Annotated in this window: 20 protein-coding genes; 7 read left to right on the forward strand and 13 right to left on the reverse strand. The window is 61.3% G+C overall.

From position 1 onward, the window contains the following. Window positions 1–749: 749 nt before the first annotated feature. The 3 genes from HBO24_RS18670 to zwf are packed head-to-tail and all read right to left on the reverse strand — an operon-like array spanning window position 750 to window position 3,599. Complete coding sequence (locus HBO24_RS18670) at window positions 750–1,415, reverse strand: bifunctional 4-hydroxy-2-oxoglutarate aldolase/2-dehydro-3-deoxy-phosphogluconate aldolase (protein ID WP_057439953.1); 666 nt, start codon at window positions 1,413–1,415, stop codon at window positions 750–752. A 17-nt stretch (window positions 1,416–1,432) separates the two neighbouring features. After that, a complete protein-coding gene (gene pgl / locus HBO24_RS18675) occupies window positions 1,433–2,146 on the reverse strand; it encodes a 6-phosphogluconolactonase (protein ID WP_057439954.1) in 714 nt (237 codons plus the stop codon). Further along, window positions 2,133–3,599, reverse strand: coding sequence for a glucose-6-phosphate dehydrogenase (gene zwf, locus HBO24_RS18680; RefSeq protein ID WP_057439956.1), 1,467 nt, complete (start codon window positions 3,597–3,599; stop codon window positions 2,133–2,135). The genes pgl and zwf overlap by 14 nt, the downstream gene beginning before the upstream one ends. A 219-nt stretch (window positions 3,600–3,818) precedes the next feature. On the opposite strand from zwf, the gene HBO24_RS18685 reads away from it, so the two are divergent. Then, window positions 3,819–4,679, forward strand: a complete 861-nt coding sequence (locus tag HBO24_RS18685) for a MurR/RpiR family transcriptional regulator (RefSeq protein WP_169866643.1) — start codon at window positions 3,819–3,821, stop codon at window positions 4,677–4,679. 85 nt (window positions 4,680–4,764) lie between these two features. On the opposite strand, the gene HBO24_RS18690 is transcribed toward HBO24_RS18685, so the two are convergent. The 10 genes from HBO24_RS18690 to HBO24_RS18735 all read right to left on the reverse strand — a co-directional run bounded on the left by HBO24_RS18690 (window position 4,765) and on the right by HBO24_RS18735 (window position 16,065). Beyond that, complete coding sequence (locus HBO24_RS18690) at window positions 4,765–5,610, reverse strand: D-hexose-6-phosphate mutarotase (protein WP_170060091.1); 846 nt, start codon at window positions 5,608–5,610, stop codon at window positions 4,765–4,767. Window positions 5,611–5,772: 162 nt separating this feature from the next. Then, entirely contained in the window at window positions 5,773–7,119 is a 1,347-nt protein-coding gene (locus HBO24_RS18695) for a carbohydrate porin (RefSeq protein WP_057439963.1), read from the reverse strand. A 176-nt stretch (window positions 7,120–7,295) separates the two neighbouring features. After that, window positions 7,296–8,456, reverse strand: a complete 1,161-nt coding sequence (gene ugpC, locus HBO24_RS18700) for a sn-glycerol-3-phosphate ABC transporter ATP-binding protein UgpC (protein ID WP_170060092.1) — start codon at window positions 8,454–8,456, stop codon at window positions 7,296–7,298. A gap of 2 nt (window positions 8,457–8,458) precedes the next feature. After that, window positions 8,459–9,301, reverse strand: a complete 843-nt coding sequence (locus tag HBO24_RS18705; RefSeq protein WP_057439965.1) for a carbohydrate ABC transporter permease — start codon at window positions 9,299–9,301, stop codon at window positions 8,459–8,461. Further along, complete coding sequence (locus HBO24_RS18710) at window positions 9,294–10,202, reverse strand: sugar ABC transporter permease (RefSeq protein WP_029296391.1); 909 nt, start codon at window positions 10,200–10,202, stop codon at window positions 9,294–9,296. Before HBO24_RS18710 ends, HBO24_RS18705 begins: the two co-directional genes overlap by 8 nt. A 169-nt stretch (window positions 10,203–10,371) precedes the next feature. Then, on the reverse strand, window positions 10,372–11,658 hold the full coding sequence (locus tag HBO24_RS18715; protein ID WP_057439967.1) for an ABC transporter substrate-binding protein: 1,287 nt from the start codon (window positions 11,656–11,658) through the stop codon (window positions 10,372–10,374). Between the two features lie 106 nt (window positions 11,659–11,764). After that, a complete protein-coding gene (locus HBO24_RS18720; protein ID WP_170060093.1) occupies window positions 11,765–13,024 on the reverse strand; it encodes an AGE family epimerase/isomerase in 1,260 nt (419 codons plus the stop codon). Between the two features lie 141 nt (window positions 13,025–13,165). Then, the gene (locus HBO24_RS18725; RefSeq protein ID WP_170060094.1) at window positions 13,166–14,008 is read right to left on the reverse strand and encodes an ATPase; all 843 of its coding nucleotides are present in this window, start codon (window positions 14,006–14,008) and stop codon (window positions 13,166–13,168) included. Between the two features lie 111 nt (window positions 14,009–14,119). Continuing rightward, window positions 14,120–15,118: an NAD-dependent epimerase/dehydratase family protein gene (locus HBO24_RS18730; protein WP_057439972.1), complete on the reverse strand. Its 999-nt coding sequence runs from the start codon at window positions 15,116–15,118 to the stop codon at window positions 14,120–14,122. A 53-nt stretch (window positions 15,119–15,171) separates the two neighbouring features. Beyond that, window positions 15,172–16,065: a LysR family transcriptional regulator ArgP gene (locus tag HBO24_RS18735; protein ID WP_057439973.1), complete on the reverse strand. Its 894-nt coding sequence runs from the start codon at window positions 16,063–16,065 to the stop codon at window positions 15,172–15,174. Between the two features lie 102 nt (window positions 16,066–16,167). On the opposite strand from HBO24_RS18735, the gene HBO24_RS18740 reads away from it, so the two are divergent. The 6 genes from HBO24_RS18740 to HBO24_RS18765 all read left to right on the forward strand — a co-directional run bounded on the left by HBO24_RS18740 (window position 16,168) and on the right by HBO24_RS18765 (window position 22,064). After that, window positions 16,168–16,566, forward strand: a complete 399-nt coding sequence (locus tag HBO24_RS18740) for an ACT domain-containing protein (protein WP_120733992.1) — start codon at window positions 16,168–16,170, stop codon at window positions 16,564–16,566. A gap of 5 nt (window positions 16,567–16,571) precedes the next feature. Beyond that, window positions 16,572–17,171, forward strand: a complete 600-nt coding sequence (locus HBO24_RS18745) for a LysE/ArgO family amino acid transporter (protein WP_170060095.1) — start codon at window positions 16,572–16,574, stop codon at window positions 17,169–17,171. A 178-nt stretch (window positions 17,172–17,349) separates the two neighbouring features. Then, window positions 17,350–17,946, forward strand: a complete 597-nt coding sequence (locus HBO24_RS18750; protein WP_003212997.1) for a Fe-Mn family superoxide dismutase — start codon at window positions 17,350–17,352, stop codon at window positions 17,944–17,946. A gap of 156 nt (window positions 17,947–18,102) precedes the next feature. Beyond that, window positions 18,103–18,291, forward strand: coding sequence for a hypothetical protein (locus HBO24_RS18755; RefSeq protein WP_057439976.1), 189 nt, complete (start codon window positions 18,103–18,105; stop codon window positions 18,289–18,291). Window positions 18,292–18,508: 217 nt separating this feature from the next. Beyond that, window positions 18,509–20,560 (forward strand): GGDEF domain-containing phosphodiesterase, encoded by a 2,052-nt coding sequence (locus HBO24_RS18760; protein WP_170045578.1) that lies wholly within the window; start codon window positions 18,509–18,511, stop codon window positions 20,558–20,560. 160 nt (window positions 20,561–20,720) lie between these two features. Then, window positions 20,721–22,064 carry an imelysin family protein gene (locus HBO24_RS18765; RefSeq protein WP_170060096.1) on the forward strand — a complete coding sequence of 448 codons (1,344 nt, stop codon included), beginning with the start codon at window positions 20,721–20,723 and terminating at the stop codon, window positions 22,062–22,064. Window positions 22,065–22,269 lie beyond the last annotated feature (205 nt).

Here is a 22,269-nt window from a genome sequence, read left to right on the forward strand (position 1 = left end):
CATGGCCGATGCATTCCTTATCGGCGCTTTGGTGAAGGGGTGGGGCGAAGTCTCCCACGGTCTGTACTGGCTAGAGTCAGATGCTGGCTTTTAGTCCCACCACCCCTACAAGTCTAACCATACAAGCTGGCTTGCCTGCGATGACGGTGTCTCAGTCGATAAATGTATTGGCTGATACACCGCCATCGCAGGCAAGCCAGCTCCCACAGGGGGGGAATGCAGCTTCGCGCCCCTGCTTTGCTGTTGCTGTTGCTCTGCTTTTGATCTGGCTTTTGATCTTGATCTGAGGCGCCCCGTTAAACCACGATGGCCGCAGGCAGGTATTGCGCAGTGGGCACCCCGGCATGGATGCCGGGGTAGCCGCGACACGGCCATGGATGGCCGATCGCGGCGGGCCCACGGAGCAATGCCTGACTGCGGGCATGCCGAGCCTAGGCGAGGCACCGAGTGGTGGGGCAAGAGCCCTTTTGGTTACTTTTGGGGCTCTTTTCCAAAAGTGACCCGCCGTAAGGGCGGAACCAATAGCCGCCATGACCGCAGCAACGGATATGTACTCACACCCAATAACCAAAAAAAGCGAGTTGTGTAGATACCTATGGCCATCACAGGCAAGCCAGTTCCCACACAAGCCCCCCCCATTTGAATTACGGTGATATTTCGCTTTTCTATAGGCAAAAAAAAGCGGCGCACCGACCAAGTGCACCGCAAACATGCCGTGAAGCACAGCAACAACGATTCGGTAAAGCCAATCAGTCCAGCAGCGCCAGCGCCTCGGCGGTGACTTCCTGGATGCGCGCCCAGTCGCCGTTCTTGATCCACTCCGGATCAAGCATCCAGCTACCGCCCACGCACATCACGTTTTTCAACGCCATGTAGTGTTTGATGTTGGCCGGGCCAACGCCGCCAGTGGGGCAGAATTTCACTTCGCCAAACGGTCCGCCCAGGGCCTTGATTGCCGCCACACCGCCGCTGACTTCCGCCGGGAACAGTTTGAAACGACGATAGCCCAGGCCATAGCCTTCCATGATGCCGGAGGCATTGCTGATGCCGGGCAGCAACGGGATCGGGCTGTCGACACTGGCTTCAAGCAGGTCACGGGTAATACCGGGGGTGACGATAAACTGCGAACCCGCCGCCTCGGCAGCCGCCAGCATGGTGCGATCAAGCACCGTGCCCGCGCCCGTCACTAACTCCGGACGCTGCTCACGCAGGACCTGGATGGCCTTGAGGCCGAACTGCGAACGCAGGGTCACTTCCAGCGCGGTCAAGCCACCCGCCGCCAGGGCATCGGCCAGGGGCAGAATGTCCTGTTCGCGGGCAATGGTGATCACTGGCAGGATCCGCGCCTTGGCGCAGAGGCTGTCGATCAGGGCAACTTTATCCGCCATGGACACGGTCGGGTGAGGGCTTTTCATAGCGGCTGATCCTTGGCTCATGGGCACCAGTAAATCTCTAGAGTGGGTTGCAAAAACGCGCGAATCGGCATGCCGGCAACATCGTCGCTGGCCAGCGCTTCGCTCAGGGTATGGAGTTTCGAATCGCCGGCAATCGACAACACGGTGTAACGGGCGCTGGCCAGCAATGCACGACTCATGGTCAGGCGCTGATGGGGCACGCTCGGCGCCAGCATCGGCCAGCACCGGCGGGTGCCATCGGGCTGCAGCGCTTCGGCCAGGTTCGGGCTGTTGGGGAACAGCGACGCGGTATGCCCGTCATCGCCCATGCCCAGCACCAGCACATCAATCGCCGGCAGTTCGGCCAGCAGGCGATCCGCCTGCTCGGCAGCGCCGTCCAGGTTCGCGGCGGCGCTGTAAAGGCTCAAGAACTTGGCCTTGGCCGCCGGGCCTTGCAGCAGATATTTCTTCAACAGGCCGGCGTTGCTGTCGGCATGTTCCACCGGCACCCAGCGCTCATCGGCCAGGGTAATGGTGACCTTGGACCAGTCCAGGCCCTGGCTGGCCAGGTTCTGGAAAAACGCCACCGGGCTGCGGCCACCGGACACCACCAGGGTCGCCTCGCCACGGGCACTGATGGCCGCGCGCAGTTGTTCGGCCACGTCGTTGGCCAAGCCTTCGGCCAACAGTACCGGCGTGCGGTACTCATGGGGTGTTACGCCCTGAGGCAGTTTCAAATCAGATATCGCCATACCACGACCTCCCATCCCGCGTAATCAGTGCAATGGAGCTCATCGGCCCCCAGGAACCCGCCGCGTACGGCTTGGGCGCATCACCGGACTTCTTCCACCCGGCGATCAACTGGTCACACCACTTCCACGCGGCTTCGATTTCATCTTTACGGACAAACAGGTTCTGATTGCCGCGCATCACTTCCAGCAACAACCGCTCGTAGGCATCGGGAATCCGTGCGCTGCGGTAGGTGTCGGAAAAATTCAGTTGCAGTGGACCGCTGCGCAGTTGCATGCCCTTGTCCAGGCCCTGCTCCTTGGTCATCACGCGCAAGGAAATACCTTCGTCCGGTTGCAGGCGGATGATCAGCTTGTTGCTGATCTGCAGGCGCTGTTCGGGGGCAAAGATATAGTGGGACGGTTCCTTGAAGTGGATAACGATCTGCGACAACTTTTGCGGCATGCGCTTGCCGGTGCGCAGGTAAAACGGCACCCCGGCCCAACGCCAGTTGCGAATATCGGCCCGCAGGGCGACGAAGGTTTCGGTATCGCTCTGGGTGTTGGAGTTATCTTCTTCCAGGTAACCCGGCACCGGCTTGCCGGCGCTGTAGCCAGCAATGTACTGGCCGCGCACGACCTGGGTGGTCAGGCCTTCCGGGCTGATCGGCGCCAGGGCCTTGAGCACCTTGACCTTCTCGTCGCGGATGCTGTCGGCGGACAAGTCGGCCGGCGGGTCCATGGCGATCAGGCAGAGCAATTGCAGCAGGTGATTCTGGATCATGTCCCGCAGTTGCCCGGCCTTGTCGAAGTAACCCCAGCGACCTTCGATACCCACCTGCTCGGCCACGGTGATTTCCACGTGGGAGATGTAATGCTGGTTCCACTGGGTTTCAAACAGGCTGTTGGCAAAACGCAGGGCAATCAGGTTCTGCACCGTCTCTTTGCCCAGGTAGTGGTCGATGCGGTAAGTGCGGTTTTCCGGGAAAAACTGCGCCACGGCGTCGTTGACCTTGCGCGAGGACTCCAGGTCCGAACCGATGGGTTTCTCCAGGACCACCCGGGTATTTTCCGCCAGGCCGACCTTGGACAGGTTCTCGCAGATCGCGCCATACACCGCCGCCGGGGTGGCGAAGTAGGCGATCAGGCGTTGTTCGGTGCCGGCCTTGGCGGCCAGGGCCACGTAGTCATCGGCATTCATGAAATCGACGTGCACATAGGCCAGGCGCGCGAGGAAGCGCGCAGCTACCGCTTCATCCAGTTCCTGACCGACGTATTTGCGCAGTTCGCGCTCGATGTGGTCCAGGTGCTGCTGCTCGGAGCCAGCTTCACGGGCCAGGGCCAGGATGCGGGTGTCGGCATGCAAGAGCCCGGCGCCATCGAGTTGATAAAGGGCAGGAAATAACTTGCGCAGCGCCAGATCACCCAAGGCGCCAAACAGGGCAAAGGTGCAGGGTTCCACGGTTATCGAAGGCATGATGTTTGTTCTTTTATCAAGTTAAGCTACAAATACCTTTTTTCAAGGCATCACTCAAGGAAAAATGTAGTAATAACCACAACATTTTCCCAAAATACGCATTGCGAGTGGTGGTGTTCAACTACCCTCAGTAGGATAGGCCACCGCCAAGGGCCGCTCGTCGACCTTTTACTGGCCCTTACTTGCATCGTCGCCCGAAGGAAAGACTGAATGGACCGCGTGCGCAATCTTCTGGAACAGATCCGGAACCGCCTCGAAGAATTGAACAAGGCCGAGAAAAAAGTCGCCGAGGTCATCCTGCTCAACCCACAGCAGGCGACCCGCTTCTCGATCGCCGCCCTCGCCCAAGCCGCCTCGGTCAGTGAACCGACGGTCAACCGTTTCTGCCGCTCGTTCGGCGTCAGCGGTTACCCTGAACTGAAATTGCAACTGGCGCAAAGCCTGGCCAGTGGCGCGGCCTATGTCAGCCGCGCCGTGGAGGCCGATGATAACCCCGAGGCCTACACGCAGAAGATTTTTGGCAGCGCCATCGCTTCATTGGACAGCGCCTGCCAGGCCCTGGACCCCGCGCTTATCAGCAAGGCCGTGGACTTGCTGATCCAGGCACGGCAGATCCACTTCTTCGGCCTCGGTGCTTCGGCGCCAGTGGCCATGGATGCCCTGCACAAGTTCTTCCGTTTCAACCTGTCGGTGACGGCCCACGCCGACGTATTGATGCAACGCATGATTGCCTCGGTGGCGCATACCGGCGAGCTGTTCGTGATCATTTCCTACACCGGCCGCACCCGCGAGCTGGTGGAAGTGGCGCGCATTGCCCGGGAGAACGGCGCCTCGGTGCTGGGCGTGACGGCCGAGAACTCGCCATTGGCCAAGGTCAGTACGGTGAGCTTGAACATCCCGCTGCCGGAAGACACCGACATCTATATGCCAATGACCTCGCGGATCATTCAGTTGACAGTGCTGGATGTGCTGGCGACCGGCATGACCTTGCGCCGTGGTGTGGATTTCCAGCCCCATCTGCGCAAGATCAAAGAGAGCTTGAATGACAGCCGGTATCCGGTGGGGGATGAGTTCAACTAAAGCTGGAATCGCCTCCAGCAGGGCCAGCCCAGCCCGCTACCTTGTGGGAGCGGGCTTGCCCGCGATGAGGCCCAGGGCAACACCACTAACCCCCCGCCCGGGCCTGCAAACTCAAATGCGCCCTCTCCCCCGGCGCCAGGCTGGCCCCAGCCATGGCCGACTCCACACACACAAAGCCCGATGCCTCGTTAAAGCTCACCCCCAGCAATGGCCGGCTGCCCGGATGCCAGACCACCGTGTCGGCACTGTCGCCAGTGTCGATGCACAGTTCGCGCTGCCAGGCGTGGTCTTTGAGCTGCAACTCCCCCTCATGCTGGAACACGCGCTGGCAGCCGCCATCGACGCGCAACTCACCTTGCTGCTGGCAAACCTGACGACTCAACTGGTCGTAACCCTGCGCCCCGTCGAGCCCAGACAGCGCTATCTCGCCCACGTTGCCAATCCGCCAATAGGCGTGCAAAGCGTGGCTCAACTGGCACGGCAGCTCATCCTGATGCTCGGTGCTCAGGCGCAGTTCGAGGGTTTCGCCCAGGTGCGCATGCAGGTCCACCTGCCAATCGCACAGCTGCAATTGCCAATGCAGGCGCACACCGTCGTCATCGGTGCTGCTGTCCAATAGCTTCCAGTCAATCAAGCGTGCCCAACCATGGGAGGGCCAGGCGTTTTCGCTGGGATGGCGGCCATACCACGGCCAGCACACTGGCACGCCGCCACGGATCGCCCCGACCTGCGGCCACTTGGCCGCGCACCACAGCCATGGCTTCTGGCCCGTGGGTTGGAAATGCAGCAACTGCGCGCCCTGGCGGCTGAATACCGCCTGGCACAGGGGGTGGTCAATCACCAATACGTCGCGCATCTGGAAGCGCTCCCAGGCGAATACCGGTTGCTCGCGCAGGGATTTGAAAAAGCGTTGCAGCGGATGCTCATGCATGTGCCACGGTCCTGTAGATCACTATCGCTCACCTCTTTGGTGAACCTGTGGAAGCTGGCTTGCCAGCTCCCACACGCGTTATGCGCACCCGCTCAAAAAAAAGCGGATAGCCATGGCTACCCGCAAAATGCGCACAGAGAGAAGGAGCTTATCGCAACCGCGTTAGAACACCGACTGAATTTTCAGACCGGCGACCAGGGCGTTGTCGACTTTATCCACGCCACCTGGGTGGGTGACGTATTGCAGGTTGGGACGCACGGTCAACCAGTTGGTGACGTGGAAGCCGTAGTTGATTTCGTAGTTGTACTCGGTGCCGCGCAGTGGCGCATAACCTGCCTGGCTGTAATCGGTGAAACCGCCCGCTTCGTTCAACAACTCGGCGTTCTTGCGCACGTCATCGTTGACATGCAGGCGAGCGGCGCCAATGCCGACGTCATCTTTTGGACGCGCATCGAATGGGCCTTTGTACACCAGCATGATCGACTGATAGTTGTCGACCGTGTTGGTTTCCTTGTCGTGGAAGGTGGCGTTGGCCGCGATGTTCAGACCACGGGAAGCGTCGCCGTTATGGGTGGTGAGCTGCTGCTGGGCAACGAACCAATAGCCTTTTTTGCTGCTGCGGGTACGGTAGTCTGCGCCAGTGGTGGCCGCATTGTCGCCGTTGACGTCTTCACGTACGTCGGGAGCATCGGCGGCGCTCTTGTAGTAACCCACACGGTATTCGCCCGGCAGGTTATTGACCTTCGGCGACCAGACCAGCTCCACCGGAATCACGGTGCCCTTGGTGCCACTGCCGCTGAGCTTGAAGCCGTTGCCGTGCTCCAGCTGCGAGGGGTTCTGGTTGTACGCGCCGATCTGCGCATACAGCTCAGGCGTGATGTGGTACTTCACGCGGATCGCGGCCTGGCTGACCGGCCAGTTGTACCAGGTGTTGACGTAGTTACCCACTTGGGAACCGCAGAACGAGAGGTTCTGGAAGTCGCACGGGAAGGTGTTGAAGTCTTCGCCTTCACCGAAGTAACCGAGTTTCACATCCAGCTTGTTGTCGAACATCTGGTGCTGAATCCAGAACTGGGTCAGGCGCACCATATGGCCACGGCCGTACACTTCTTGAGACGAACTCAGGGTGCCGGCACGCGGGTCGCCAATGCGGTCATTGGAGATGTTGCGGCCATTACGGCTGGTCATCTGGATCTTGGCCTGGGTGTTGTCCCAGCCCCAGAGTTTTTGCAGATCCAGCGCTACGCCGAGGCCGAACTGGTCAGCATAACGACCGGTCTTGTCATCGTTGTAGCCGCCGTGGGCGTTGTAGCCCGCTTCCCCAACGTAGTCGGCCTTGATGTCGATACCCCGCTCGATCAGCTTGGTCCGCTCGCCGCCCCAATCGCCGGTCATCCACTTGGAATCGGCACTGAAGGCCTCGTCTGCCATCGCATTGGCGGACAAAACCAGCGCTGCCGCTGCTGACAGCTGGCAGATCAAGCGAGTGTTGTTGTGTTGCTTTTTCATCCCTACATCCTCGTCTTTATTGTTATTAACTGTTTTTATCTAACGCGGTTTACAGCTATTTGCAGAACACCAACATCGAATGTGGGAGCGGGCTTGCTCGCGATGGCCTCACTGCGGTGTGTCTGGGAAACCGAGCGGCCTGTATCGCGGGCAAGCCCGCTCCCACATTTCGATCTTCAGCGCCCCTTGAATTGGGTGACGTTATCGGCATGCTGCTGTGCCGCCTGCACTGCAGCGGTGCCCAGGCGTTCGCCGGTCTTGGCGTCGAACAGCAGCACCTTGGCCGGATCGAACTGCAAGGTCAGGCTCTCGCCCACTTGCGGCGCCACATCCGGCGCCAGGCGGCAGCAGACCTTGGTGTCATTGAGCTGCACGAACACCAGGGTGTCCGGGCCTGTGGGCTCGGTCACCTGGACTTCGGCACGAATGCTCGGCAAGCCATTGCCCTCGCCGCTGGCCAGGACAATTTGCTCCGGGCGCAGGCCGAGGATCACATCGCGGTCTTCAAGGCCCGCATCGTTCATGCCCAGTGGCAATTCGCAACGCGCCTGGCCGCTGTCGAGCAGGGCCAGCAGGCGGCCCTCCTTGCGTTGCAGGCGCAGGGGGATGAAGTTCATCGGCGGCGAGCCGATAAAGCTCGCCACAAACAGGTTGGCCGGATCGTTGTAGATGTCTTTCGGCGTGCCGAACTGCTGGATGATCCCGTCCTTCATCACCGCCACTTTGTCGCCCAGGGTCATCGCTTCGATCTGGTCGTGGGTCACGTAGACCGTGGTGGTTTTCAGGCGCTGGTGCATCAGTTTCATTTCGGTGCGCATCTCGACCCGCAGCTTGGCGTCGAGGTTGGACAGTGGCTCGTCGAACAGGTAGATCTTCGGCCGCCGCGCCAGCGCCCGGCCCATGGCCACACGTTGTTGCTGGCCGCCCGAGAGCTGGCCCGGCTTGCGATTGAGCAAGTGCTCGATCTGCAGCAGCTTGGCCACCCGCGCCACTTCCTCGTCGATGTCGGCCTGGCTCATCTTGCGGATTTTCAGGCCGAACTCGATGTTCTCGCGCACGCTCATGGTCGGGTACAGGGCGTAGGACTGGAACACCATGGCGATGTCCCGATCCTTGGGGCTCATGCCGCTGACGTCCTGGTCACCGATCATGATCGCGCCGCCGCTGATGTTCTCCAGGCCGGCGATGCAGTTCATCAAGGTCGACTTGCCGCAGCCCGAGGGCCCGACAAGAATCAGGAACTCACCGTCCTTGATCGACAGTTCGATGTTCTTCAGGGTGTCCGGCAGGCCGGCACCATAGGTCTTGTTTACGTTGCGAAGTTCGAGCGTAGCCATGATTACCCCTTGACCGCGCCAGCCGTGAGGCCGCGCACGAAATACTTGCCTGCGACCACATAGACCAGCAGGGTCGGCAGCCCGGCGATCATCGCCGCCGCCATATCAACGTTATATTCCTTGGCCCCGGTGCTGGTGTTGACCAGGTTGTTCAGCGCCACCGTGATGGGCTGCGAATCACCGCTGGAGAACACCACACCAAACAGGAAGTCGTTCCAGATCTGGGTGAACTGCCAGATCAGGCAGACCATGATGATCGGGGTCGACATCGGCAGAATGATCCGACGGAAGATGGTGAAGAATCCTGCGCCATCCAGGCGCGCAGCCTTGACCAGCGCATCCGGAATGCTCACGTAGTAGTTACGGAAGAACAGCGTGGTGAATGCCAGGCCGTAGACCACGTGCACGAACACCAGGCCGGTGGTGGTGCTGGCCAGGCCCATTTTGCCGAGGGTGAACGAGGCCGGCAGCAAGACGGTCTGGAACGGCAGGAAGCAGCCGAACAACAACAGGCCGAAGAACAACTGCGAACCGCGAAAACGCCACATCGACAGCACGTAGCCGTTCAACGCGCCGATGGTGGTGGAGATCAGCACCGCCGGGATGGTGATCATGAACGAGTTCCAGAAGTACCCGTTTACCGTGGCCCAGGCCTTGACCCAGCCGATCCCGGTAATCACCGTCGGCCAGCTCAGCAGGTTGCCGGTGCTGATGTCTTCCGGGGTCTTGAAGCTGGTCAGCAGCATCACCACCAGCGGCACCAGGTACAGCACCACGGCCAGGATCAGCACCGCATGGATCGCCAGGCGGCTGAAGCTGATGGAAGGTTTGGCGAGACTAGTCATGGCGCTTGGTCCTCAGCTCGGAGTACAGGTAAGGCACGATGATCGCGAGGATCGCGCCGAGCATCAGGATCGCACTGGCCGAGCCCATGCCCATCTGGCCGCGACTGAAGGTGAAGGAATACATGAACATCGCCGGCAGGTCGGACGAGTAGCCAGGGCCACCGGCCGTCATTGCCGCCACCAGGTCAAAGCTCTTGATGGCGATGTGTGCAAGGATCATCACCGCGCTGAAGAACACCGGGCGCAGGCTGGGCAGCACCACGCTCCAGTAGATACGCGGCAGGCTCGCGCCGTCGATCTGTGCGGCACGGATGATCGACTGATCAACCCCACGCAGGCCGGCGAGGAACATCGCCATGATAAAGCCCGAGGCTTGCCATACCGCCGCAATCACCAGGCAATACACCACGCGGTCCGGGTCGATCAGCCAGTCCAGCCGGAAGCCTTCCCAGCCCCAGTCGCGCAGCAGTTTGTCCAGGCCCATGCCAGGGTTGAGCAGCCATTTCCAGGCAGTACCGGTGACGATCATCGAGAGCGCCATCGGGTACAGGTAGATGGTGCGGATAAAGCCTTCGCGGCGGATGCGCTGGTCGAGAAAGACCGCCAGCAGCACGCCGATCACCAGGGTGATGCCGATAAACATGCCGCCGAACAGCGCCAGGTTTTTGCTCGCCACCCACCAGCGGTCGTTGTCGAACAACCGTGCGTATTGCGCCAGGCCCACCCATTTGTAGGTGGGCAGGAAGGTGGAGTTGGTGAACGACAGCACGAACGTCCACAGGATGTAGCCATAGAAGCCCACCAGGACGATGAACATGCTCGGGGCCAGCACCAGTTTGGGGAGCCAGCGCTGCAATGCATCGAACGGCGAGGCCTTGCTGAACACAGCAACAGAACTCATGGGGAAATCCAGGGCAGGGAGTAAGGGACTAATGGATAACCTTGTGGGGGCCGGCTTTAGGTGGGGGCTGGTTTGCCTGCGATGGCATCACCTGGGTGTCACTGCTACACCGAGGCGCCTGCATCGCGGGCAAGCCCGCTCCCACACTGAAACCGATTGCCCCTAGGGGTTACTTGGCAGACTTGATCGCCGCGCCAAGTTTCTTGGCGGTGTCGGCCGGGTCGGCTTTCGGGTCGTTGATGAAGTTGGTCACCACATCAAAGAACGCGCCCTGTACCGCCAGCGTGGTCGCCATGTTGTGCGCCATGCTCGGTTGCAGGCCGCCGGACTTGGCATCCACCAGGAAGTCCTTGGCCGCCGTCTGGGCGCAGCTGTCGAAGCCGTACTTGGCCATGTCGCCGAGCATGTCGTTGCGCACCGGGATCGAGCCCTTGTTGATGCTGAAGACCTTCTGGAAGTTCTCACCCAGCACGACCTTGGCGATGTCTTGCTGACCGGCCGAGGTGCCGGCATCTTTCTGCTTGAACACCGCCAGGGAGTCGATGTTGTAGGTGAAGGCCTTGTCGGTGCCCGGGAAGGCTACGCACTCGTAGTCCTTGCCGGCGATTTTCTTGGCGGCTGTCCACTCGCTCTTGGCCCAGTCACCCATGATCTGCATGCCGGCCTTGCCGTTGATGACTTTGGCGGCTTCCAGGTTCCAGTCCTGGCCCTTGCCGTCGGCGTCCATATAGGTCGCGACCTTTTTCAGCTCGGTCAGCGCCTTGACCATGTCCGGGCCGGTCAGGGTCGCGTTGTCGAGGTCGACCAGGGCTTTCTTGTAGCCGTCCACGCCCATGACCGAGAGCACCACGGCTTCGAACACCGTACTGTCCTGCCAAGGCTGGCCACCGTGGGCGAGCGCAATGAAGCCGGCAGCCTTGAGCTTGTCACCGGCGGCATAGAATTCTTCAAGGGTCGTAGGGTTTTTGCTGATGCCGGCTTTCTTGAAGACTTCAGGGTTGATCCACAGCCAGTTGACGCGGTGGATATTCACCGGCACGGCCACGTAATCACCTTCGTACTTCACCGTGTCGGAGACTTTCTTGTCGAGCAGTTCGTCCCACTTCTCGGCCTTGGCCACGTCCTTCAGGACGTCGGTGTCGAGCAGCCCGGTGGACGCCCATTCCTGGATGTCGGGGCCTTTGATCTGGGCCACGCCTGGCGGGTTGCCGGCGACCGCGCGGCTTTTCAGCACGGTCATGGCCGTGGCACCGCCGCCGCCTGCGACGGCCCCGTCTTTCCAGGTAAAACCGTCTTTCTCAACTTGGGCCTTCAGGACATCCACCGCCGCCTTCTCACCGCCCGAGGTCCACCAATGCACAACTTCAACCGTCCCTTTGGAGTCGGCGGCAAATGCACTGAGGGGAAACAACGAGGCAATGGAAATAGCAACGGCGAGGCGATTAATCGCGTTCATCTGAGTACCTTTTTCTTGTTGTTATGCATGCAAGTCTGGAGCTTGCGCTGCATAGGATTCTAAACAGGGATTTTTGCCAGGCACGTAACAAAGGGACGGGCAAATGTCACCACTTGGTGACATAGCAGCCGGCCCCCAGCGCACTGGCCATGCTTGGGGATAACGGCAGGCCCGGCAGCAATACGGCCTGCCAGGCATGGTACAGGTCCGGCTTGCCACCCCAGATCTTGCTGGCGGGCAGGTTTTGCGGGTCGAGTTCGTGGTGCCAACTGCCCTGGACCCGGTCGATCAGGTGGGTTTCACAGAACTCCCAGAAGCGCCGGTACCAGACCTCGTAATGCCACTCGCCGGTGCGCTTGAGCAGGGCCTGGGCGGCCGCGCTGGCTTCGGCGTGGGTCCAATGCAGACGCTCGCGCACCACCGGGCGGTAGTGCCAGTCCAGGGTGTAGACCAGGCCCGGGCCACCGTCCACCGACCAGCCATACTCGCAGGCGCTGGCGAACAAAGCCTTGGCATCCTCCAGCAACCACGCTGGTGTGATGAGCCCCGCCTGCTGGCGTGCGGCTTCAAGATGCAACACCAGGCGCGCCCACTCAAAGCCGTGCCCGGGAGTGATGCCGTAGGGGCGAAAGCCGTCGGCCGGGTTGTCTTCGTTGTAACGGTGCAGGGGTTGCCAATAGCGGTCGAAATGCTCGATCACCATAAATTCATTGGCGGCGGCGTGCCGATGGATCACCCGTTCGACAATACGCAGCGCCCGCCCCAGCCAGCGCGTGTCGCCGGTAACATCGGCCAGGGCCAGAAAGGCTTCGGTGGCGTGCATATTACTGTTGGCGCCGCGATAGGCTTCTTCACCGCTCCAGTCCCGGGCGAAGGATTCAAGCATTGCGCCCTCCTCCTCGCACCAGAAATGCTGGTCGATGATCTGCATGGCATCCGTCAACAGAGCTTGCGCCCCAGGGGCACCCGCCACCACGGCGGAACTGGCGGCCAGGGCGACAAAGGCGTGCAGGTAGGCGGCCTTGCCCGTATTGCCATCACCCGCGCCGGCGACGGCAAACCAGCCGCCATGCTCGGCATCCCGCAACGGGCCGCCGAGGCTGGCCACACCGTGCTCCACCAGCTCGGCATAGCCCGGCAGCCCTTGGGCGTGAGCCATGGCGAAGCTGTGGGTCATGCGGGCGGTGTTCATGGTTTCGGCGTGGGCATCGACGGGCAGACGGCCCTGCACATCGAGGTTGCCGAAGCCTTCAGGCAGCCGCGAGGCCTTGGCAAAACCCAGCAGGCGCTGGCCTTCGGCGGCGAGCCAGGCGTGATGGGCAGGGGCGTTCAGCCAACTGCTGGCAGGCAGTGGTTGCATGATCATGGGTGGCCCTTTTTGTTTTTGTGGGATGACCGCAGTCTAAACAAGGGTCGGGAGAGGGCATGTAACGAAAGAGCGAGGAAATGTCACCGACTGGTGACATTGGCAAGAGCCGGCAAGCCGGCCCCAAGAGTAACAATGGCGTCACTGGCCCAGGGGCGTGACCTTGGCCGGCGCACTCACTTCCCGTTGCAGGTTCTGCATCTGGGTCTGCAAGGTGGTGATGTTGCGGGTGGTCTGGATACGGAACACGTCGAACTCTTTATTCGACGGCCCTTCGGTGGCGGCGCGGTTGTCCAGTTCGCTCTTGATCACCAGCAGGTCCTGTTCCAGGCGTGCAATGGCCGTGGCCGGATTGCCCTGCTTCTTCAAGGCGGCCACCTCCGTACCCAGTTCCTTGACGTCGGCATTCAATTTGGCGGCTTCGGCCTGCGCGGCCTTGAGGGCGGTCAATTCATTGACCAGGCCCAGCACCTGGGCCTGCAACTGGGTATTGGCGGTGGCCAGGTCCGTGGTGCTGGCACTCATCTGCGCCAGGCGCTTGTCCAGGTCGGTGGCCTGGCCCGCCACGCCCAACTGCTGCTTGCCCTGCTCCAGCAATTGGCTTTCCAACTGCTTGATCTGCAGCTTGAGCGCTTCGCTACCGGTATTGACGATGGCCTCACTGGCCACCACCTTGCCGGAAATGTCCTGCAAGCGGCCGGCGGCTTCTTCGCTGATGCGCGCAAAGCTTTCCTGGGTGGCCACCAGTTGCTGCCCCATCAGGGAGATCTGCTGGAAACTCCACCAGGCCAGGCCCACGAAGGCGAACAGCAGCGCGCCGACCAGGGCCCACAACGGCCCGGTACTGGCACTCTTGACCTTGACCACCGGCGCCGGGCGCGAGCGGATGGAGGTGGCAGCTGTCGGCACAAAATCATCGTCATCGCCAACGTCGGCCCGCAGGCTCGGCACATTGTCGAAGTCGTCTTTAGTATCGTTACGCATGAATCAACCTTGAGATAGCCACATAAAAAACCAAGCGGCGGGAGTATAAACCCCTGGCCCGTCGCCTTGGTCGAGCGGCAACCGAAAAATCGGTTCCCGGTGTTGCGAAGGCTACTGGGAGCCCGGTTCCTGGACTTTCCACCAGTGGCAAAATTCGTCGAGCGCTGTCCACAGGCTGACCCTTGGTTGGTAATCGAGGTAGTGCTGCGCGCGGCTGATGTCCAGGGTGAAATCCTTGTTCATCACCTGCATGCCCAGGCGTGACAGTGACGGCTCCGGGCGCCCCGGCCACATCGCGCAGAAGGCTTCATTGAGCGCCGCGACGCTGTAGGACAAGCCGTAGGAACGGTAACGCGTGACCTGGGGCATTTCCATCTGGCGCATCACGTAGTTGATCACGTCCCACACCGGCACCGGCGTGCCATTGCTGATGTTATAGGCCTTGCCCAACGCCGAGCCGGTGGCCAGCAGGCTGCTGAGCAGGGCCTCGTTGAGATTGTGCACACTGGTGAAATCAACCTTGTTCAGGCCGTCGCCGACGATGGCCAGGCGGTTTTTGCGCTGCATTTTCAACAGTCGCGGGAAGATGCTCATATCCCCGGCCCCGGTGACAAAGCGCGGGCGCAGGGCCAGCACTTCTAGACCGAACTCCTGGGCACCGAAGACTTTTTGCTCGGCCAGGTACTTGGTGGCCGCATAGGGATGCTTGAAGCGCTTGGGCACTTGCTCTTCGGTCAGCCCCAGGTGATCGCGGCCATCAAAATAGATCGACGGCGACGACAAGTGCACCAGGCGCCCGACCCGCTGTTTCAGGCAGGCTTCGACCACGTTTTCGGTCACCTGCACATTGCCCTGGTAAAAGTCCTGGTAACGCCCCCACAACCCTACGGCACCGGCACAATGCACGACGGCTTCGACGTCGCGGCACAGGTTGCGCACCAGATCCGGATCATTCAGATCACCTTGGATAAACTCGGCGCCGCGCCGTACCAGGTGCTCGACACCCTCGGCCCGCCGCCCGTTGACCCGCACGTCCAGGCCCTGCTCCAGGGCGAAGCGCGCAAAGCGCCCGCCAATGAAGCCGCTTGCGCCGGTGACCAGAATTTTCATGTATTACTCCGTGTTCTTTACATTTTTCATCGCAGTTGCGTTGACGCCAGCAGTCACCCCAACGGCACCAACAACTGGCCGGTCGCCCGCGCCAGATGCTCGGTCAACAAGCCGAGCAATTGCCCACCGCTGCGCCAATGATGCCAGTACAACGGCACATCAATGGGTTTATCTGGCAATAACTCCACCAACACCCCACGCTGCAGTTGCTCACGCACCTGTAACTCCGGCACCAGCCCCCAGCCCAGGCCGGCCTCGGCCAGGCGGATAAACCCTTCGGAAGACGGGCATAAATGGTGTTCGAAACCGCCGTCCACGCCTAGCGACGCGAGGTAGCGATGCTGCAGGAAATCATCCGGGCCAAATACCAGCGCCGGGGTCCGGGCCAACTGATCGGCGCGCACCCCGCCGGGAAAGTGCCGGGCGATAAACGCCGGGCTGGCCAGGGCCCGATAGCGCATGGCCCCCAGCAGCAGGCTGCGGGCACCGGCTACCGGGCGCTCGCTGGCGCAGACGCAGGCCGCCACTTCGCCGGCGCGCATGCGCTTGAGGCCGACGGTCTGGTCTTCCACCACCAACTCCAGCAACACATGCTGTTCGGCGCAAAAATCCCCCACCGCCTGCCCCCACCATGTGGCCAGGCTGTCGGCGTTGATGGCAATTCGCAGGCGCTCCGGCATGCCCTCCTCGTCCAACGCCGGCACCTGGCTTTGCAGGTCGCGCTCCAGCAGGCGCACCTGCTGCACATGGTTAAGCAGGCGCCGGCCGATTTCCGTGGGGGTGGGCGGCGTTGCGCGCACCAGTACTGGCTGGCCGATACGCGCTTCGAGCAATTTGATGCGCTGGGAAATAGCCGATTGCGACACGCCCAGCACCTGGGCGCCACGTTCGAAGCCGGCCTGTTCCACCACCGCCGCCAGGGCAGAGAGCAATTTGTAGTCGAACATCAGTTTTCCTAATGAGCGATGAGCAATATTGGTTTTTCTTATACAGCGCCAGACCGGAGAATGACCAGCATCCCGTGTTTATCTTCTTTCAAGGATCTTCCAATGGCTGGCGAAACCGCCCTGGCAACCCTGCTGCGCAGCATGAGCCCACAGCTCAACGCGGGCGACTATGTGTTCTGCACCCTGGCCGACAACCGCCTGCCCGACTGCGAAGTGATCGGCAGCTTTCGCGAACAGGAAGGCTTGACGGTGATTGTCGAGCGCCAACAGGCCGAACAGGCCGGCCTGAGCTTCGAGTACGTGGCGGCATGGATCACCTTGAACGTGCACTCGGCCCTGGAGGCCGTCGGCCTGACCGCCGCCTTCGCCACTGCCCTGGGACGTGCCGGGATCAGTTGCAACGTGGTCGCCGGCTACTACCACGACCATTTGTTTGTCGGCCGCAACGATGCCGAGCGGGCAATGGATGTATTGAAACAACTGGCAGCGGGCGCGGAGTAAATCCTATGTGGCAAAGTTATGTGAACGGCTTGCTGGTGGCCCTCGGGCTGATCATGGCTATCGGTACGCAAAACGCGTTTGTGCTGGCGCAGAGCCTGCGTCGCGAACATCACCTGCCAGTGGCGGCCTTGTGCGTGGTGTGTGATGCGCTGCTGGTGGCCGCCGGGGTGTTTGGCCTGGCGACGGTGCTGGCGCACAACCCGTTACTGCTGGCGATTGCCCGCTGGGGCGGCGCGGCTTTCCTGCTGTGGTATGGCGCCCTGGCCTTGCGCCGCGCCTGTTCGCGGCAAAGCCTGGGGCAAGGCGAGAGCCAGAAGGTGCGCTCATTGCGCGCGGTGATGCTCAGCGCCCTGGCCGTAACCCTGCTCAACCCTCATGTGTACCTGGACACGGTGTTACTGATCGGTTCCCTGGGCGCCCAGCAAACCGAGCCGGGCGCTTATGTCGCAGGCGCCGCCAGTGCATCGTTCCTCTGGTTTTCCGCCCTGGCCCTGGGCGCGGCGTGGCTGGCCCCGTGGCTCGCGCGCCCGGCGACCTGGCGCCTGCTGGACCTTTTGGTGGCGGTGATGATGTTCAGCGTGGCCTATCAATTGATCAGCACCTGAGGAATATTCCAAAACGCTCTGGAACCTCTATCCCACACAGTTGTTGCGTGGTTTTGCCGCACCCCCGGTGCTATGATCCAGCCCCTGCGCCGCAAAGAGTACAAACTCCCCGGCGCTTGTTTGGCCGCCCGTGATCGGCCTTGCGCTCACCGCAACTGACCTGATTAGGAGAATTATCATGGCTTTCGAATTGCCGCCGCTGCCCTACGCACACGATGCCCTGCAGCCGCACATCTCCAAGGAAACCCTGGAGTATCACCACGACAAGCACCACAACACCTATGTCGTGAACCTGAACAACCTGGTGCCTGGCACCGAGTTCGAAGGCAAGACCCTGGAAGAGATCGTCAAATCCTCTTCGGGTGGCATCTTCAACAACGCCGCCCAGGTCTGGAACCACACTTTCTACTGGAACTGCCTGGCGCCAAACGCTGGCGGCCAACCGACTGGCGCACTGGCCGAGGCGATCAACGCCGCTTTCGGTTCGTTCGACAAGTTCAAGGAAGAGTTCACCAAGACTTCGGTCGGCACCTTCGGTTCCGGTTGGGGCTGGCTGGTGAAAAAGGCTGACGGTTCCCTGGCCCTGGCCAGCACCATCGGCGCCGGCAACCCGCTGACCAGCGGCGATACCCCGCTGCTGACCTGCGACGTCTGGGAACACGCCTATTACATCGACTACCGCAACGTGCGTCCAAAGTATGTGGAAGCGTTCTGGAACCTGGTCAACTGGAAGTTCGTTGCCGAGCAGTTCGAAGGCAAAACCTTCACTGCGTAAGTAACCCTTGCAGTAAAAAAGAGCCCGGCAATTGCCGGGCTTTTTTGTGCCAGATTGAAACCACCTCACCCCAACACCCGTGGAACTCACCGACAGCAATTGACCACTGAGCCGGTGAGAGAAATAACTCCCTCATCTATTTTAGGAGTATCAACCATGCTTGGAATAATGGAACTCGCCAAGGGCGCCATGCCAGGGATCGGAGAGCTTGTGGGTGCCTTGGCGGGAGTGCTGGGGAATGCAATAAAGGGCAAGTCAGGTGAAGACGAGGAGAAAGAACCCGGCAAAATAGCCGAAGATGTACACGCCAAAGTCGATATGCAGATTACCTACCCGCACCCTTGAGGCCATCGACGTGCTCTTGCGACAGGCAGAAAAGCCTACGCCTGTACGCCCGCCAGCCGTGCAAAAGGGCGGAAGATTTGATCCGCCCATCGCCTTCCAGATCTTGCCCCGCTAGCGTCCAGACGCCACGCACCGCAATGTTCCTTTGACTGCCACCACGGGATTGCCAATACTCATGGCATATTGAGGCTACCCGCATGGAACAAGGAATAACCCTTTGAAGCTGGAACTCAAAAACAGCTTGTCGGTGAAGTTGCTCCGGGTGGTGCTGTTGTCGGCACTGATAGTGGGCGTGGCACTGAGCGTGGCGCAGATCGTCTTTGATGCCTACAAGACGCGCCAGGCGGTGGCAGGCGATGCCCAGCGCATCCTCGACATGTTTCGCGACCCCTCGACCCAGGCCGTCTACAGCCTGGACCGTGAGATGGGTATGCAAGTCATCGAAGGCCTGTTTCAGGATGATGCGGTGCGCATGGCCTCCATTGGCCATCCCAATGAACCCATGCTCGCCGAAAAAAGCCGGGACTTGCAGCAGTCCCCCACCCGCTGGCTGACGGACGTGATTCTGGGCCGGGAACGCACCTTTACCACCCCGCTGGTAGGGCGCGGGCCTTATAGCGAGTATTACGGCGACCTGAGCATCACCCTCGACACCGCCACTTATGGCCGGGGCTTTATCGTCAATTCGGGGATCATTTTTATCTCCGGGGTGCTGCGCGCCCTGGCCATGGGCCTGGTGTTGTACCTAGTCTATCACTGGCTGCTGACCAAGCCCCTGTCGCGGATCATCAGCCACCTGAGTTCGATCAATCCCGACCGCCCCAGCGAGCACAAGATCCCGCAACTCAAAGGCCACGAAAAGAATGAACTGGGGCTGTGGATCAACACTGCCAACCAGTTGCTGGCGTCTATCGAGCGCAACACCCATTTGCGCCACGAAGCAGAAAACAGCCTGTTGCGCATGGCCCAGTACGACTTTCTTACCGGCCTGCCAAACCGCCAGAAACTGCAGGAACAGTTGGACAAGATCCTGGTCGACGCCGGGCGCCGACAACGCCGGGTCGCGGTGCTGTGCGTGGGGCTGGATGACTTCAAGAGCGTCAACGAGCAGTACACCTACCAGGCCGGCGACCAGTTGCTGCTGGCCCTGGCCGACCGCTTGCGTGCCCACAGTGGGCGCCTCGGCGCCCTGGCGCGCCTGGGCGGCGACCAGTTCGCCCTGGTCCAGGCCGATATCGAGCAACCCTACGAAGCCGCCGAGCTGGCACAGAGCATCCTCGATGACCTGGAAGCCGAGTTCGCCCTCGACCACGAACAGATCCGCCTGCGCGCCACCATCGGTATCACCTTGTTCCCCGAAGACGGCGACAGCACTGAGAAACTGCTGCAAAAGGCCGAGCAGACCATGACCCTGGCCAAGAGCCGCTCGCGCAATCGCTATCAGTTCTATATCGCCAGTGTCGACAGCGAGATGCGCCGTCGCCGCGAACTGGAGAAAGACCTGCGCGAAGCCCTGGGCCGCGACCAGTTTCACTTGGTGTACCAACCGCAGATCAGCTATGCCGATCATCGCGTGGTCGGCGTCGAGGCGCTGATTCGCTGGCAGCACCCGGAACACGGCCTGGTGCCACCTGACCTGTTTATCCCGCTGGCGGAACAGAACGGCACCATCATCCCCATTGGCGAGTGGGTGCTGGACCAGGCCTGCCGGCAATTGCGCGAATGGCATGACCAGGGCTTTACCGAGCTGCGCATGGCGGTCAACCTGTCCACGGTGCAACTGCACCACGCCGAACTGCCACGGGTGGTCAACAACCTGCTGCAGATCTATCGCCTGCCGCCGCGCAGCCTGGAACTGGAAGTGACCGAGACCGGCCTGATGGAAGACATCAGCACCGCCGCCCAGCACTTGCTGAGCCTGCGCCGCTCCGGCGCGCTGATTGCCATCGACGATTTCGGTACCGGCTACTCGTCACTGAGTTACCTGAAAAGCCTGCCCCTGGACAAAATCAAGATCGACAAGAGCTTTGTCCAGGACCTGCTGGACGACGACGACGATGCGACCATCGTGCGGGCGATCATCCAGCTGGGCAAAAGCCTGGGCATGCAGGTCATCGCCGAAGGTGTGGAAACACCCGAGCAGGAAGCCTACATCATCAGCGAAGGCTGCCACGAAGGTCAGGGCTATCACTACAGCAAACCCCTGCCCGCCCGTGAGCTGGCAGCCTATCTCAAGCAAGCCGAGCGCAATAACGCCGCCATCCTGTAAAGCCTTAATGCCCCCCAAGGCACGGCCTTGGGCGGCTGGCGCCTGACTGTGAAACTTTTCCTGCGTTAACCCTTTACAGAAAATGCAAATCTTTCGCATTATGTTGCAGTTTTGCGCGCTGCACTGCGCCCCGATCCACTACCGAAGCAGGATGTTCGCCATGATTCGTATGCCCCTGGCCACCGCCAGTCTGCTGGCCATCGCCATTTCTCTCGCCGGCTGCGGCGAGGGCAAAGACAAGGCTGCCGCGCCTCAGGCGCCGACGCCAGCTGCCAGCACTACCGCTCCAGCGGCTGCCGCTACCGCCGGCCAGGTTGACGAGGCCGCCGCCAAGGCAGTCGTCGCGCACTACGCAGACCTGGTATTCGCGGTGTACAGCGACTCCGAGTCCACCGCAAAAACCCTGCAGACCGCGATCGACACCTTCCTCGCCAACCCCAACGACGAGACCCTGAAGGCCGCCCGTACCGCCTGGATCGCCGCGCGCGTACCGTACCTGCAGAGCGAAGTGTTCCGCTTCGGCAACACCATCATTGACGATTGGGAAGGTCAGGTGAACGCCTGGCCGCTGGACGAAGGCCTGATCGACTATGTCGACAAGTCCTACGAACACGCCCTCGGCAACCCGGGCGCCACGGCCAACATCATCGCCAACACCGAGATCCAGGTCGGCGAAGACAAGGTCGACGTCAAGGAAATCACCCCGGAAAAACTCGCCAGCCTCAATGAGCTGGGCGGCTCCGAAGCCAACGTCGCCACCGGCTACCACGCCATCGAATTCCTGCTGTGGGGCCAGGACCTGAACGGCACCGGCCCTGGCGCCGGCAACCGTCCAGCGTCGGACTACCTGCAAGGCGACGGCGCCACCGGTGGGCATAACGAGCGTCGCCGCACTTACCTGCGCGCCGTGACCCAACTGCTGGTCAACGACCTCGAAGAAATGGTCGGCAACTGGAAACCCAACGTCGAAGACAACTACCGCGCCACCCTGGAAGCAGAACCTGCGACCGACGGCCTGCGCAAGATGCTGTTCGGCATGGGCAGCCTGTCCCTGGGTGAACTGGCGGGCGAGCGCATGAAAGTGTCCCTGGAAGCCAACTCGCCGGAAGACGAGCACGACTGCTTCAGCGACAACACCCACAATTCGCAGTTCTACGACGCCAAGGGCATCCGCAACGTCTACCTGGGCGAGTACACCCGCGCCGATGGCACCAAGCTGACCGGCGCCAGCCTGTCGTCCCTGGTGGCCAAGGTCGACCCGGCCGCCGATGCAGCCCTCAAGGCTGACCTGGCGGCTACCGAAGCGAAGATCCAGGTCATGGTCGACCATGCCAACAAGGGTGAGCACTACGACCAATTGATCGCCGCCGGCAACACGGCGGGCAACCAGATCGTGCGCGATGCCATCGCCGCCCTGGTCAAGCAGACCGGTTCCATCGAGCAAGCAGCTGGCAAGCTGGGCATCGGTGACCTGAACCCGGATACCGCTGATCACGAGTTCTGATCCACGCGGTTTGAATGAGGCGGCCTTCGGGTCGCCTTTTTTGTATTCATCGTTTGCAGGCGCCCTCTCCCCTGTAGGAGCTGGCTTGCCTGCGATGGCGGTGGCTCAGTCAAGCATTCGGGCCTGACCCACCGCCATCGCAGGCGAGCCAGCTCCCACACAAGCCAGCGCCCCTGTTAAGCCAAGTCCTACATCAGATCCGCGC

Source organism: Pseudomonas sp. WS 5410 (assembly GCF_012985645.1).
Classification (GTDB): Bacteria; Pseudomonadota; Gammaproteobacteria; order Pseudomonadales; family Pseudomonadaceae; genus Aquipseudomonas; species Aquipseudomonas shahriarae.